General features: G+C 47.9%; 12 protein-coding genes and 1 pseudogene. 5 read left to right on the top strand and 8 right to left on the bottom strand.

Going from position 1 to position 14,744, the window contains the following annotated elements; genetic code table 11:
* Positions 1–200: 200 nt before the first annotated feature.
* The 4 genes from SPV1_RS08540 (at position 201) to SPV1_RS08525 (ending at position 3,030) form a co-directional block, all read left to right on the top strand.
* The gene (locus SPV1_RS08540) at positions 201–1,775 is read left to right on the top strand and encodes a flavin-containing monooxygenase (protein WP_231288353.1); all 1,575 of its coding nucleotides are present in this window, start codon (positions 201–203) and stop codon (positions 1,773–1,775) included.
* A 260-nt stretch (positions 1,776–2,035) separates the two neighbouring features.
* Positions 2,036–2,239, top strand: coding sequence for a cold-shock protein (locus SPV1_RS08535; RefSeq protein ID WP_009850758.1), 204 nt, complete (start codon positions 2,036–2,038; stop codon positions 2,237–2,239).
* A gap of 130 nt (positions 2,240–2,369) precedes the next feature.
* Positions 2,370–2,615: an RNA recognition motif domain-containing protein gene (locus tag SPV1_RS08530; protein WP_009850757.1), complete on the top strand. Its 246-nt coding sequence runs from the start codon at positions 2,370–2,372 to the stop codon at positions 2,613–2,615.
* A 16-nt stretch (positions 2,616–2,631) separates the two neighbouring features.
* Positions 2,632–3,030: an ankyrin repeat domain-containing protein gene (locus SPV1_RS08525; protein ID WP_009850756.1), complete on the top strand. Its 399-nt coding sequence runs from the start codon at positions 2,632–2,634 to the stop codon at positions 3,028–3,030.
* 61 nt (positions 3,031–3,091) lie between these two features.
* Here SPV1_RS08525 and SPV1_RS08520 read toward each other — a convergent pair whose 3' ends face one another.
* The 4 genes and pseudogenes from SPV1_RS08520 to SPV1_RS08500 all read right to left on the bottom strand — a co-directional run bounded on the left by SPV1_RS08520 (position 3,092) and on the right by SPV1_RS08500 (position 8,152).
* Positions 3,092–3,694: a cyclic nucleotide-binding domain-containing protein gene (locus SPV1_RS08520; RefSeq protein ID WP_231288352.1), complete on the bottom strand. Its 603-nt coding sequence runs from the start codon at positions 3,692–3,694 to the stop codon at positions 3,092–3,094.
* 860 nt (positions 3,695–4,554) lie between these two features.
* A pseudogene (locus tag SPV1_RS08515) lies at positions 4,555–5,763 on the bottom strand (DEAD/DEAH box helicase); the annotation flags it as partial.
* Positions 5,764–5,824: 61 nt separating this feature from the next.
* Positions 5,825–6,745: a phosphatidylserine decarboxylase gene (locus tag SPV1_RS08510; RefSeq protein ID WP_009850753.1), complete on the bottom strand. Its 921-nt coding sequence runs from the start codon at positions 6,743–6,745 to the stop codon at positions 5,825–5,827.
* 534 nt (positions 6,746–7,279) lie between these two features.
* Positions 7,280–8,152, bottom strand: coding sequence for an MYG1 family protein (locus SPV1_RS08500; RefSeq protein ID WP_009850751.1), 873 nt, complete (start codon positions 8,150–8,152; stop codon positions 7,280–7,282).
* Positions 8,153–8,411: 259 nt separating this feature from the next.
* On the opposite strand from SPV1_RS08500, the gene SPV1_RS08495 reads away from it, so the two are divergent.
* Positions 8,412–9,347: an MBL fold metallo-hydrolase gene (locus tag SPV1_RS08495; RefSeq protein WP_231288351.1), complete on the top strand. Its 936-nt coding sequence runs from the start codon at positions 8,412–8,414 to the stop codon at positions 9,345–9,347.
* Between the two features lie 222 nt (positions 9,348–9,569).
* Here the strand turns inward: SPV1_RS08495 and SPV1_RS08490 are convergent, their stop codons facing one another.
* The 4 genes from SPV1_RS08490 to ilvD all read right to left on the bottom strand — a co-directional run bounded on the left by SPV1_RS08490 (position 9,570) and on the right by ilvD (position 14,679).
* Complete coding sequence (locus SPV1_RS08490; RefSeq protein ID WP_053322592.1) at positions 9,570–10,367, bottom strand: hypothetical protein; 798 nt, start codon at positions 10,365–10,367, stop codon at positions 9,570–9,572.
* Between the two features lie 165 nt (positions 10,368–10,532).
* Positions 10,533–11,723 carry a Shedu anti-phage system protein SduA domain-containing protein gene (locus tag SPV1_RS08485; RefSeq protein ID WP_009850748.1) on the bottom strand — a complete coding sequence of 397 codons (1,191 nt, stop codon included), beginning with the start codon at positions 11,721–11,723 and terminating at the stop codon, positions 10,533–10,535.
* Positions 11,724–11,767: 44 nt separating this feature from the next.
* Positions 11,768–12,541 carry a hypothetical protein gene (locus SPV1_RS08480; protein ID WP_196795118.1) on the bottom strand — a complete coding sequence of 258 codons (774 nt, stop codon included), beginning with the start codon at positions 12,539–12,541 and terminating at the stop codon, positions 11,768–11,770.
* Between the two features lie 290 nt (positions 12,542–12,831).
* Positions 12,832–14,679, bottom strand: a complete 1,848-nt coding sequence (ilvD, locus tag SPV1_RS08475) for a dihydroxy-acid dehydratase (protein WP_009850746.1) — start codon at positions 14,677–14,679, stop codon at positions 12,832–12,834.
* Positions 14,680–14,744 lie beyond the last annotated feature (65 nt).

The raw sequence follows: 14,744 nt of genomic DNA, 5'->3' as shown, positions 1-14,744 counted from the left end.
CCGGGGAGACACGATCTGTTTCCCCTCCGATTTTTTTCAACGCGGAGAAGATACTCCGGCAATAACGATTCCTCAATGCGCGAAAAAACTTTCCCCACTTCCATTTTACAGCAACCGCTATTGCCCATGCCTCGCCATGCTTGTTATCCTGTGCCGGAATGCGGGGATCAGTAGTTACCACCTCAAGGATAAAACACCGAATGAACGTCCAACCCAATGTAACGAGAAGCGCATCAGCACCATTACCAACAACAGAATCAGCACAGGTCGACAAGACACAAACGGATGCCCGATATGTTGAGACCGTAATTATCGGTTCAGGGTTTTCAGGCTTGCTGGCGGCCATCCGTTTACAACAACAGCATTGTCATGATTTCATCCTGCTGGAGAGAAGCGCTGAGTTGGGCGGCACCTGGCAGATCAACACCTATCCCGGTGCCGAGGTGGATATTCCAACCAGCCTCTACTCCATCTCCTTTATCCCCTACCCGTTCAAAAAAACATTCGCCCCGCAAAGCGAACTACTCGCATATATGAACCATATCATCGAGAAGTTCGACTTAAGAAAACAGGCAAAAACGAACCAGACGGTCACCAAACTCACCTATGACGAGAGCGAGAGTTTGTGGCGTGTGGAGACGGCGTCGGGCGAGCGCTACAACGCCCGTTTTATTATCGACACCAGTGGTGTGCTGGCGAATCCGCATATTCCCGATATTAAGGGGGCAAAAACCTTTAAGGGTGCGAAATTCCACGCCGGCCACTGGGATCATAGTGTCTCGTATGAGGGTAAACGTGTCGGGGTTATCGGCTCGGGGTGTTCAGGGGCCCAGATTGTGCCGGCCATTGCCGACAAGGTTTCCAGATTAACCCTGTTCATGGGCAAGGCACAGTGGGTGCTTCCGCGTTCAGACCGGCATTACAGTGCTATAGAGCGTTTCGTTCGTACGCTGCCGGGCATCCGCCACCTCATCCGTCTGCTCGTCTTTATCTTTTATGACATCAGGTTTATTGCCTTCCGCCGCTACCCCGGGATATCAATAATCAGTCGGCTGATGAAAAGCTATTACCGGAGAAGGCAGCAAAAGCATCTCGATAAATATATTAAGGACGACAAGCTACGTCAGCACATGATGCCCGATTACGAGTTGGGCTGCCGGCGGGTCATACCGTCAAACAACTATCTCCCCGCTCTCGCCAAAGAAAATGTCGATGTGGATATCAGCGGCATTGAATGCATCACGCCCACAGGCATCAAGACAAAAGACGGTAAAGAGATACCTCTGGATATCATCGTCTACGCCACGGGATATTATGCCTATTCGAATATGAAAAAGGCGCTGACGTTTCAGGTCTATGGTCTGGGTGGCCGCAACCTCAATAGCGAATGGGAAAATGAGGCCGTCTCTTATAAAGGCATCACCGTTGCAGGTTATCCCAACTATTTTAAAGTGAACGGCCCGAACACAGGCTCCGGTCACAGCTCGCAAATATCCTATATGCAGGTGGCGACCGATTATATCACTCAGGCCATCGCTGCTGTGAAGCAGGATAAAAGTATCAAGGCCATCGATGCCAAACAGGAGCTTCAGGATAGATACGTCGCCGAAATGCGCCAAAAGATGCAAAAAACGGTCTGGCAAAATGCCACTGTCACCGCCTTCTATAGAAAAAACATGTCTGAGGAGGTCACCAGCCTGTCGCCGGAACCTGTGACCGGGTTTATCTTTTCACGTAAATGGTTTCATTTGAGTGATTATAACCTGTTAAAGTGAGCTGGTTTCGAGGTCAGGCTGCTACACGAAAGGCTTGAAAAATCACAAGGTATTGAGCGCGAGAAACAGATCGATAGTAGAGCTGCCTCTGTCCCCGGATATCTTTTTTCTGGCATGGTGCTTTCAACTGGGTATACTGTGTCTCGTAAGATATTTGTTTATTGTGTTTTTTAGGCTGATTTAGTACTCCTTGATTGATCTTAATATTAACACTTATAAATACATATTATGCACAAATAATTAATTAAGGATGTTACAAAATGGCAACAGGTACAGTTAAATGGTTCAACGATACTAAAGGTTTCGGCTTCATCTCTCAGGATGATGGTGGCGATGATGTATTCGTACACTTCTCTTCAATTCAGGGTGACGGCTTCAAGTCTCTGGCTGAAGGTCAGCTCGTTGAGTTTGATGTTGAGAATGGCGCAAAAGGCCCACAGGCCTCTAACGTTTTCCCTCAGTAAGGTAAAAACGTTTCGTTCAAACACCCCGCCTGACAGCGGGGTGTTTTTTTTGCTCTATGAACAATGCAGAGAAGCACCTTAAGTCCAAATCTGCTGGATTTAAGTTCAGGTATTTAGAGGGTCACCCGGTATGAATATTAATGTTGGAAATATGTCTTTCAGCACCAGCGATGAAGAGTTGCGCGAACTCTTCTCCAGGTTCGGCACAGTTGCGAGTGCAACAGTGGTAACAAATAATGAAACCAATCAAAGCCGCGGCTTTGGCTTTGTCGAGATGCCCGATGACAACGAAGGAAACAAAGCCATCAGGTCACTCAACGGCAAAGCATTCGCCGGCCGGAAGCTGCGCGTAAACGAGATCAGGTCAGCTGAATAAAAGTGATCGGGTCGTTATGACAGATCAGGACAGATGGTTCACAGCGGCATCCGGCGGTGATGTTGAGGCGTTGAAGCAGGCGCTGAATATCGGTGCTGATGTAAACGCAAGAGATGCAGCGCAAAACACCGCCCTGCATCTGGCTACAATACATGCACATGCAGATGCGATGCGACTGCTGATAGAACATGGCGCTGATCTGGATGCACAGAACAGTGATCTATCAACACCGCTACATCTGACCGCCAAAAACATGGAAACCATTCGCATATTATTAGAGGCCGGAGCCGATCCCAATATCACGGATAAAGACTGGACCTATCCCTATTACTTCGCCTTTTACGGCTCCATGTCACGCGAACTCGCCGAGCTCTATATCAGGCACGGCGCCAAATTGATGATCTTCCCGGATTAAACAAACGAATCAGCCTTTGCCTGGCCGTTCCGAACGCAATCGAGTCCGGCCCATTGATTCCTTAATGAATCGCACCGACCAGAAACTGCTCCTGAAGGCCCGAAGCATTCGCGTCTTCACCCGCCGTTTCACAGATATCAGCGTACTGATTCGAGGTTCTGCGCAAATGCAGGCAAACAATACGTGACAACGCCTTTAAAAAGACAATGCCTGTCTGTGGGTCCGCTTCCAGAATCTGGTCGAAATGTTCACGTTTGAGTACCAGCGTAGTTGTGGCCTCTTTGGCAATCACAGTCGCCGAACGGGAATAGGTATCGATCATTGCCATTTCACCGATACTGGAGCCCCGCGAGATCGTCGATACCGATACCAGCTTGCCACCCACCGAATCCTTGAACACCTCCATACGACCGGAGATGATAAAGCACATATAGTCACCCGCTTCGCCCTCGAAAAACAGGCACTGCCCCTTCGCCATATGAACAATCTGCATATGCGGCACAATCACTCTGAGTTGTGAGGGGTCGAAGCTGTTGAATAGAGGAACCACCGTTGTCATATCAACGATCTCATCGAGGGTCTTTTTACTGTAATTAAACGGGCCGAACAATCGTTCTCCCCCGGAGATAGTGCTATCGAGCTCTATAAGCTCTTCTGAATCCAATACGGAATGCAGAGTCCGGCAATTCTGTTTTTCCATCGTTCACCTCACAGTAGTCCCCACATGCTTCAACACTAATAATGGGCACGGCAAAACTGTACGGTTTCAGTTATCCAAAACATGAGCCTGATCACAAAGCCGCAAACTTTCGCAGAGAGGGACAAATGCCGTTTGATTCCCCCTTATAGGTTTGCCGAATAGAGTTATTCACTACAGGAAATAGCTGCGGATGCAGCGGCTGTAGTGAATCGCTCGTATGAGGAGCAAGCGGCGCTGCCCCGCCGCGCGATAGGCTCAATATTGAATGAGTTGGTCGCTTTGATTCGGCACATCCATATGCCTCACCCTTGCGGGCGAGCTTTTAGCTCGTCCAATTCATCAATCCAGATAAATTGTGATTCGGCACATCCATGTGCTTCATCCTTGCGGGCGAGCTTTTAGCTCGTCCAATTCATCAATCCAGATGAATTGTGATTCGGCACTTCCATGTGCCTCACCCTGAGGGCTGCCTGATGCAGTCCAAATTAGCTATCCTGCAGATTTGTCTTTCACCTCTTTTTTTGATTCAAGCCTCATGGCTTTCACCCTCCGGGCGGCTAATCGCCGTCCAAACGGCTCCTGCCTTTTTGTGCCGCAAAAGAAAGGGGGATGCTCTGCTTTAGCAGAGTAGTATGTAGCTATAAAAAGTATCTGTCGCTTACAGGGGATCAAGGTCTCACCTGCTTTGGTGTTCTTTAAGATATCTTCGGAGGGAGCCCACTTACCTTTTTCATCACCCTATCAATCTCATCAATTACTCTCGATTAAAGCACCCTCCATAGTTTTGATTAAGTCCTATCGCGCGGCGGGACAGCGCCACTTGCTCCTGTCTTGGGCTTTTTTGGTTTCTTTGGTTTTTTAGGTTTTATCGGACGCATATCTAAACGGGATTCGGGCAGAGCATGAACAGGCTCTAAGCCTTCCATGGTTTTTCGCGTAATGAGTTGCTGAATAACGCGCTCGACCGCAGCCAGCTCGTCAAACTCATCGGCGCAAACGAGCGATACCGCCTGACCACTGACACCGGCACGGCCGGTACGCCCTATGCGATGAATGTAATCTTGCGCCACATGCGGTAAATCATAATTCACCACCTGGGGTAGCTGCGGTATATCCAGGCCTCTGGCAGCCAGATCGGTGGCGACTAAAACCTGAACCTGACTGTTTTTAAATTCGCTCAACGCCCTGGTTCGTGCACCCTGGCTTTTGTCGCCATGAATGGCGGCGGCGCTGATAGCTTGTTGTTCAAGGAAACGTACCAGCCTGTCAGCCGCCTGCTTTGTTTTGCAGAAAACCAATACCTGCTGCCAGTCATTGTCCTTGATTAATTTTTTAAGCAAAGCATTTTTTTGTTGTTTATCAACCGGATATAAGCAGTGCTCGATGGTTGTTGCCGTGCTGTTCGCCGGATTCACGCAGATTTCAACAGGGTGATGCACAATGGTTTTCGCCAGCGCTCGAATTTCATCAGAATAAGTTGCGGAGAACATCAGGTTCTGACGCTTCACCGGTAACAGCGCCAGGATTTTTTTCAGCTCGTCCATAAAGCCCATATCCAGCATGCGATCTGCTTCATCCAGCACCAGGATTTCAAGCTGATTAAACCTCACAGCATTTTGTTGATGTAAATCGAGCAAACGCCCCGGTGTTGCCACCAGAATATCGACGCCTTTACGCAGCTTCATCATCTGAGGGTTTATTTTAACACCGCCAAAGACCACAGCAGAGCGTAGCGGCAGGCGCACGCCATAACGCACCACACTATCACCGACCTGCCCAGCCAACTCCCTCGTTGGCACCAGAATAAGCGCGCGCACCTGATTCGCCCGAACTCGTGGCCCTTGCGCCAGAAGATGCAACATGGGCAGGGTAAAGCCGGCGGTCTTGCCGGTGCCGGTTTGTGCGGCGGCCATCACATCCCTGCCTTTTAAAATTGCCGGGATGGATTCGAGCTGAACAGGTGTGGGCTTTGTATAGGTTACCGTGATGGTTTCAAGGATGGGGGCGGACAGGCCCAAAGAGGCGAAAGTCATAATGTACCTTCGTGGCCCGATCTCGTTTCGCGCATTTTGACTACCTGGTTACCTTGAGTTACTAGCTGGCTTGAGCAACAACATCGCCGAGATGGATATAGGTCTCAATGCCTGCTTTGGTGTTCTTCAGGATATCTTCGGAGGGAGCCCACTTGCCCTTTTCGCCGCATAACACAACGGTGCTGCCACCAAAGAGAAAATAGCCTTTTTCATCGCCTTTTTTAAACGGCCCGGATTCATCAAAGGATTGTACGATTTTACCCACACAGGTAGCGCCGACTTCAATATAGGCCAGCTTGCCGAAATGTTCGGTGTCCAGGATCGAGACACGTCTTTCGTTTTTGATGAAAATATCCTGTCTAAACTTTAAAGCCAGTGGATTGACTGAATGCAGATCGCCGGGAACAGTGAACGCTTTAAGCGTTTTGCCGCTATCTGGATAGTGGTAGCGATGATAGTCCACAGGGCATAACCTTGCGATCATCAGCGGGCCTCCGATAAAATCTTTGGCTAATTCATTATCACCGATAAGCTCAACAGCGCGTAACATCGATCCTTTAACCGGGACATTGAGATCATCGCTCATGCTTGCATGGCCGAAGTATCGTGCCTCGGCAAAAGCCCCCATCTCATCGTCATTTGTTGTGAACGTTCTTTGTCCTTCCTGAAACTTGCGAATAAAGAACTCGTTAAATGAGTGATAGGATGTTTCAATCGGATTCTCTTTGAACGATCCCTTCTGATACTGATCAATGGCGATATTGAAGTTTTTAAGAAAGGGCGCGACCTTTTTCGCCGACTTTAAGCTATCCTGAGATTTTCCGTATAGTCTGCTGAGCATTTTGCTTGCAATGACAGGTCCCAGGAGCCGCCCTATGGGGTTGCCATAGGCAAACTTCACCATGCCGTCACCGTAGACCTTTTCGATCTCCATTTTGTTCCGGTAACGGTTAAATACCTGAATTTCAAAGCCTTGACTCATTGTAGGAGGCCCCTTCTCTTTTTATACTTCAATGATGATATCATCTGAATCAAAGCGAGCAAAGAATGATGCCTCGATTCTCGATCCCCCGCTAGCAGGTTGCCGAGACAAGTATAAAATCACGAGCTGGAGCGTGTAAGCGCGACCGTGATTTTATGCGCTGGATCGGGGACCCGCAGGGCAAGCTGCTCTCCGGGGCGTTTTTCTTGGTTCGTTCTTTGTACGCACAAAGAATGAACACAGCAGAAAAAACTGCTGTTATGCTCTTTTTTCATCAGCCAAAGCTTTGCCATAACGATATGTTAATAAAATAAAAAGTTATCGGTGCTGACCTGTCGTTCATTTCTTTTGCACAAAAGAAACGAACCAAAGAAAGGTGCCCGGCAATCTGCTTCTTCCTGCGTATTTATCACTCGATGGGGCGAAACCTTTTTCGCCGCGTCCCATTGAGTAATAAATACTCCGGCGCATCTTGGAACGGGTTTAAAGATCAATCTATAACTACCCTGAAAGCAGAAAAGAGGCAGAGTCCTTTTATGCTTCTTCAAGCGCCATGGATGCCATGTTCATCGTGCTCTCAAATGATTCTGCACCGGCAATAAACAGACCATTATGGCAGAACATCGCATCATCAATACCGGTGAGCTCCTGAAGCTCTTTACCGGACAAACCCGCCCATGCCTGAGGCAGCGATTTCCTGTCTTCGAAAGAACCCGGCTCAACAGGTACGGTTTGAATTCTCCATTCGCCGGTCTGAGACGGGTAAACCACATAGAGCGCCTCTTCAGAGAGAGCGTGAACCGTTCTTTTCCACGGAACATATTTTTCCAATACAATCACTCTTGGATCTGCTGCATCATCAATCGCTTTCGCCACAATGGCTTTCGCACTGATGCCACCGCGAGCTGCTGCAATGAATCGTGTTAACACGCGCGATGCAAATTCAACCGCTTCATCAAAGCATGCATCAACATGGCTATCTTCCTGCCAGGTCGGGTTAAACATGCCAATCGTATGGCTAAGGCTGATGCCTTGTTGCACACCTTCTACATGACCACAATCGACGGCATCAATCGTTGATACCAGACCGGCATCCACAGCATTGGCTACATCCTGGTCACCCTGGCATATATCTGCGCCATATTTCTGCCAGATCAGACCAAACGACGAGTATGGAATACCATTTTCGCGCTCTCCTGCACCACCACGTTGATGATGATCAAAGCGGCCTCGCTCCGGGTCATATTCAAGACCAACATCAATGACGATATCGGCCTTTGCGATCAGCGCTGAATCACGTGTGCGAACAAGCGTAAAAGAAGGGAGTATCATCCCAATTGCAGCGACACTGAAAACATCATCGGCATGAAAGTTACCGTTATGCGTTGCTATCGTTTTATCATTCATTTGTTTTGTTCCATGTTAGAAAGAGATAAGGGTGTCGCGGGTTTAACGTTAATCTGTTGGACGCCTTTGAAGCTGGTTTATCGGCGTACTCTATACGGAAACCGGGAACAGTGTGAGTCTCCCCTTTTCCTCCGCCTTCAAACAATGCATGCCCACCGACACCCGGCTACTACTCAACACGGACCCATGCCCCTGTTGAGCCGGTTGCCAGATTGCACATGGATACATAAGAATCCGCAAAATCCGTCGGAGGTCACATATGAAATCCCAAAGCCGTCCACTGCTCACATTGGCTTGCATGTTTATCTTGTTATTGCACGGCTGCGCGCTTACCCACCATCCGGTAGAAAAAGCCGCCATTGGCAAGCCCTGCAGCAGTGCGGAGATGGAACGTCTTATCGACCAGCCGGGGCCGATTACGCTGGAAACCATCAACAGTGCAGACTGGTCCGCTCCGCTCTCCGGCCTGTTGAATCTGAACAGCCCGGCAGCCGTGCAGGCCGGAGTGACCGACCGGGATGAACCTGTTCACATTTATGCACACCTGCTGAAGCATCCGCAGTACGGTAATTATCTGGTGGATACCGGCGTCTCGCGCAAGGTGCTGAATGATCCCGGCAAGGCAGGGTTAAACTGGATAGTTCAAAAAGCGATGCACATCGATAAAATGCACATCAACAAAAGCACCGGTGAGATACTGCACGACACCAAACTATCCGGCGTATTTTTTTCGCATCTGCACCTCGACCATATTATCGGCATGCCCGACATAGCCAACGATGTACCACTGTATATCGGCGCATCGGAATCCACACACACAACCTTTAAGCATATGTTTGTGCAGGGTGCCACCGACCAGCTGTTCCAAGACAAACAACCGTTCCAGGAGTGGCCGTTTCAACCGGATTCACAACACCGGTTTGAAGGCATCGTAGATGTATTTGGAGACGGCTCACTGTTTGCTATCAGCGTGTCGGGTCACACCGCAGGCAGCACCGCTTATCTTGTCCGCACCACGCACGGTCCGGTGCTGCTGGCCGGCGACACATGCATTACCCGCTGGGGCTGGGATCATACAGTCGAGCCCGGTGATTTCACCGAAGACCATGCGCACAACCTGCAAAACCTGAAGCGCCTAAAAGACCTGGTCGCCCGGCATCCTCAAATTGACGTCCGTCTGGGGCATCAACCATAAAGCACCGAACGGGGGTCAGTTATTATTAGTTTGCTGCTATGCTTATAAAACTTCGGACTAAAGAACTGCCCTCACTCCTGCGGCTATTATGGGCTTTCAAACAACTCAATAACTCATGCCTGACCCCGACTCTGACCCCGACTCTGACCCCGACTCATGCCTGACCCCGACAATATTATCTCTTACAAATAAGTTAGTTAGCATAGCCCTACCCCTTTGATCTTACTCATTCATTAATTCATCTGTCTTGAAGTATGATCGTACATATAATGCAATCTGATCTGCTGTTGGTTTCAGCGTTTTAAAGCGCTCAACATACAGTGTGTGTATCCAGTCGTACGAAGACTGTTGGAGTTTTTCAACAGTAGGGTATTTATCGTCCATTTCTTGAGCCTTCTCCTCCAGCAGTTTTCCAATCATTGTTAAGTTCTCAGCCACAAGATATTGATAAGATTGAATTTGTGTCACTAATTGCAATGGAAGCAAAGGGTTTTCCAATAAATCATTAAGGTTCTTCTCAAAATCTGAGAACTCTTTTGGAATGTGGAGCTCCCCATAAGCATATTTATGCCAGCGTGCAGCCCTAACTCTTAAATCTATTGGCTCGTTATTTTGTTCAATAGAAGAATCATCTTTTAAATGACTATCCATCAATATGAGATTTTCTTCTGCATACTCTTTTGAAAACATGCTGACAGGACATTCATTGCGATTGTATGGGCGACCTTTTGGATCATTTTTTATATCAAAAAAAATCTCTGCATAATCATCATACATCCGGCAAGCATTAACATAGAATATTTTTTCGAAAGAATAATCATCCCGTAACTCAATTTCCGTTTTTCCTGAGAATATCTTAAGAACTTTAGCCATCTCTTCTAATTGCAATTTAAATACTTCAGTTCGAATTGGCTGCAATATAGTACGGCGAGCACGCCTGTAAGTAAGTATTGTAACTATTGAAATAATTAACCAAAATACAATTTGAAAAGAAACCTTAACAATTTCTAACCAGTCCATCATCCCTCCCAAACATATACCATCTCAAGCTGTCACATCGAAACATTGATGCCCCTTAGGGTCAGGCCTATACCTTGTAGTTTTTCTATAAAGTATAGGCCTGACCCTGCGATTTACGATCACCGGAAACTTGGCCTACGGCCAAGTTTCCGGTGTATGATTTTGTTATGCCTTTTTTAAAGATTTGGTTCCTGATAAAATATTCAACATTGTTTTTGCTTTTTGCAGAACATCATCAAATGTAAGAATTTCAAGATTACCACGAAACATAGTATTTCGATGTAGCAGTTTCTGCTTAAGCTTTTTATCGAGCTTGTTTGATCTCCCAATAACCACAAAGCCTACAGGTCTTGTAATGCCGGGGAGTGATTCCCTTGCGTATGGATGGTTTCGTTCAATCCATTGCAACCAATCCATAACTTGTTGCTCTGCATGTGTTAAATATTGAGAAGGATCTCCATTCTTGTTAAACACTTGTAGATTGCTTGATTCAATTTCCAGTACATCTATTATCCCGGAATAACGCTCTAGAGCATAATCCGTTTCATATTCTGACCCCAATCTATATTTTGGAATAATTTTCTGATATTCTAGACCAAAAAGTATTGGATTATTAGTCAGGCATGATTGAAGTTTGTTTTCATTTCTCTTTTTTGCTTTTAGCAATTCATCAAGTTCATTAATTGCTAATTCAAGAATACTAATTAACTGATTTGCTTTATTTAGTTTTCCAAGTTCTTTTTGAACAGCTGCCCGAATTAATGTAAGTTCTGATGGATGTCGTGGTTCATTTAGCAAAATGTCATTTAAATAGTGGATTGTTTCTATTTTTCTCCCTGGTGATTTTGTGAGCTTGAGTCTCATTTTTCCCCCTTTCCCATCGGGGGCTTCAAAACCTTCAATCATCATATCACGGTAGTGTCTTGATAGCTCCTCTGCCAATTCCTCTATATTAGGATAAACTGGCACCTCTTCAATAGAGGCAATTGCCAAGGTGTTTTTTATTTCCTCGCTGATTTCTTTTTCGTCTGTTGATTCTATAATGATATCGATAAGATGACCCAACTCTAATGTTGCTCTGCTGACGTTAAACGAATATCCGATTACGTGGAAAACAGGAGCTCCATTTTTAACGTTGTAGATCAACTCCCTGGCAGCTTTTATGATCCCACTTTGAGAAAACAAGTTGTAGATTTCCTCGGTATCTTCTTTACCTTTGTAACGTTTTTTTACCCTTGTGAGGTAGTTAGACACGTTTTCATCATCTTTGGTGAAATCAGGATTTGAAGACGTGAACGGGATCTCTATAAAATCTCGTTTAGTCCATTTATCAATCCGGGCAGTTTTAGAATTCATTTTGAATTTGTGGTTGAAAACATTTTAAGGGCATAACGTCAAAATCAGCCGCCGCTATCAGCGGTCGGCTGATTTTTCTGGTTATGTGGCTTGGACTTGGGTGCGCCCAAGTTATTAATTGATTCCTGGACGGACAGGATAGCTGACTCTAAATCTCCAATGCTTTCGTTCGACGCTTTCTCAATGTCACCTATTCTTTTCAGTTGGTTCTCAAGCGTAGCAAGGGGTTTAGGGAGATCACTTTTTTCGATCTCAACGGTAGAAGTTACTAATATTGGAATAAATATCGAAACCAAAAGACCTAAAAGTGTAATACCGAGAGCAACTTGAGTCAGGCCGAGTTGCTTCTTCATTGATGAAACTTCCTCTTCATGCCTCAGCTCTTCATCGGTCTTGAAATCATTTTTCTCTAAGATACGCAGGGTTTCAGAGACAAATATTTTCTTTCTAGAGTATTTGAATATTAATGGCTTAAGGTCATTATCCAAAAACTCACACCTTGTGTATTTGGTGTCAGACCAGACTTCTCCTAAACTATTAAGACTTAAGTCTCCAACAAAATACGCCAGCTTTTCCTCTTCTAGATATTGAAATAGAGCAACCACCGTAAGTAATTTCTTCGAAATATCCTCGTCTATCTCTCTTATCCAATCCAGCCCATTTTGAGCCAATGCGTCATCACGAACCTGAATGGAAACATCACGCTCACTCTCTAGCTCTATGTAGCAGTGATCAGGAAGATGAGTCTTTCCATAGAATGAGTCTAGAATGTTGCCCAAAATGTTGAGTGAGCCCACTTTATCCTCAAGCTCTATCATTCTTCGCACTAACTGCTTCTCAAGATTGCTAAAAGCTCTCATCTCTATCCTTGATCACATAACAGTGTTGATACGAGGAAATAATTCCTTGTTTTATTTGCATATATAATTGGACATAATTCCCTCCTATTCATTAGACTCTTGGGGTCGCTCTTGGGGTCAGGTCTTGCATCTTGAATTACCTTTTCCCAGTTTGAACCGAGAGTAGACCACAAACAGAGGTTCCACAACAATCGCAAAAAAGCCCCCTGCTTTCGCAGAGGGCTTTGATCTGGTGAAGCTTCGAAGTGTTACTTGAGCTGATCGAGGTTGCGGACTGCACCCTTATCGGCTGAAGTGGTCAGCGCGGCATAGGCCAGCAGGGCTTTGGAGACCGGGCGCTGGCGATCAACCGGCTTCCAGGCATCCGCGCCCTTGGCATCCATGGCTACACGGCGGTTGGCCAGATCCTCGAATGAGATAAGCAGATTGATCGTGCGATTCGGGATATCGATCTCAATGGTATCGCCATCCTCGACCAGGCCGATGGCACCGCCTTCGGCGGCTTCAGGTGAAGCATGGCCGATGGAGAGGCCGGAAGTGCCGCCGGAAAAGCGACCGTCGGTCAGTAGTGCGCAGACCTTGCCCATGCCCTTCGACTTCAGGTAGGACGTCGGGTAAAGCATCTCCTGCATGCCCGGCCCACCCTTCGGACCTTCATAGCGGATGATGACGATATCGCCGGGGACGATCTTGTCGTTGAGGATGGCGGTCACCGAATCGTCCTGCGATTCGAACACGCGAGCGCGACCGGTAAACTTCCAGATCGATTCATCCACGCCGGCGGTCTTCACGATGCAACCGTTCTCGGCAATGTTTCCATAAAGCACGGCAATGCCGCCCTCTTTCGAGTAGGCATTTTCAAGACTGCGGATACAACCGGCTTCGCGATCGGTATCCAGCGATTTCCAGCGCTCTGACTGAGAGAATGCCGTTTGCGTGGGAATACCACCGGGTGCAGCCAGATACATCTGGCGCGGTGCGACATTCGCCTCATTCATCACATCATTGGCATCCAGACCCGCACCGAGTGTGGCTGCATGCACGGTCGGTACATCGCGATGGATCAGCCCTGCCCGATCAAGCTCGGCAAGGATGCCGATCACGCCACCGGCGCGATGTACATCTTCCATGTGGTAGTGCTGAACAGCCGGTGCAACCTTGCACAGATTCGGCACCTTGCGGGAGAGGCGATCAATATCGGCCATGGTGAAATCAACACCGGCCTCCTGCGCGCAGGCCAGCAGATGCAATACGGTGTTGGAGGAGCCGCCCATGGCGATATCGAGTGCCATCGCATTCTCGAATGCTTCAAAAGTGGCAATCGAGCGCGGCAATGCAGAGAGATCCTCCTGCTTATAGTAGCGCTCGCACAGCGCTACAGCCGTGCGCCCTGCTTCCAGAAACAGCTCCTTACGATCGGCATGCGTTGCCAGCAGTGAGCCGTTACCCGGCAGGCTCAAACCAAGCGCTTCGGTCAGGCAGTTCATCGAGTTTGCGGTAAACATGCCGGAGCAGGAGCCGCAGGTTGGACAGGCCGAGCGCTCGACTGCCGCCACATCTTCATCCGACTCATTGGGATCGGCCGCCATCACCATGGCATCCACCAGATCCAGATGCTTTTCACGATTATTGATCGTGACCTTGCCCGCTTCCATCGGGCCGCCGGAGACAAATACAGCCGGGATATTCAGCCTGAGTGCTGCCATCAGCATGCCCGGTGTGATCTTGTCGCAGTTGGAGATGCAGACCATCGCATCGGCGGTATGTGCGTTACACATATACTCGACCGAATCGGCAATCAGATCGCGGGACGGCAAGCTATAGAGCATGCCGCCGTGGCCCATGGCGATACCGTCATCGATAGCGATGGTATTAAATTCTTTGGCAACACCGCCGGCAGCCTCGATCTCGCGCGCTACCAGCTGGCCCATATCTTTCAGGTGCACATGACCCGGTACAAACTGGGTGAATGAGTTAACCACGGCGATGATCGGCTTTTCAAAATCGCCGTCTTTCATGCCGGTTGCGCGCCAGAGCGAGCGGGCTCCGGCCATATTGCGGCCATGGGTGGATGTGCGGGAACGATATGCAGGCATAAAAACTCTCCGGTAAGGTCTTGGGCGAAGCGTAACTCCGAGCGTGCCCGTATGCACGCGCAGAC

Origin of the sequence: Mariprofundus ferrooxydans PV-1 (assembly GCF_000153765.1) — a bacterium.
GTDB classification, from domain to species: domain Bacteria; phylum Pseudomonadota; class Zetaproteobacteria; order Mariprofundales; family Mariprofundaceae; genus Mariprofundus; species Mariprofundus ferrooxydans.
The sequence above is the reverse complement of the archived record's forward strand: the minus strand, read 5'-3'. Positions and strand labels throughout refer to the sequence as shown.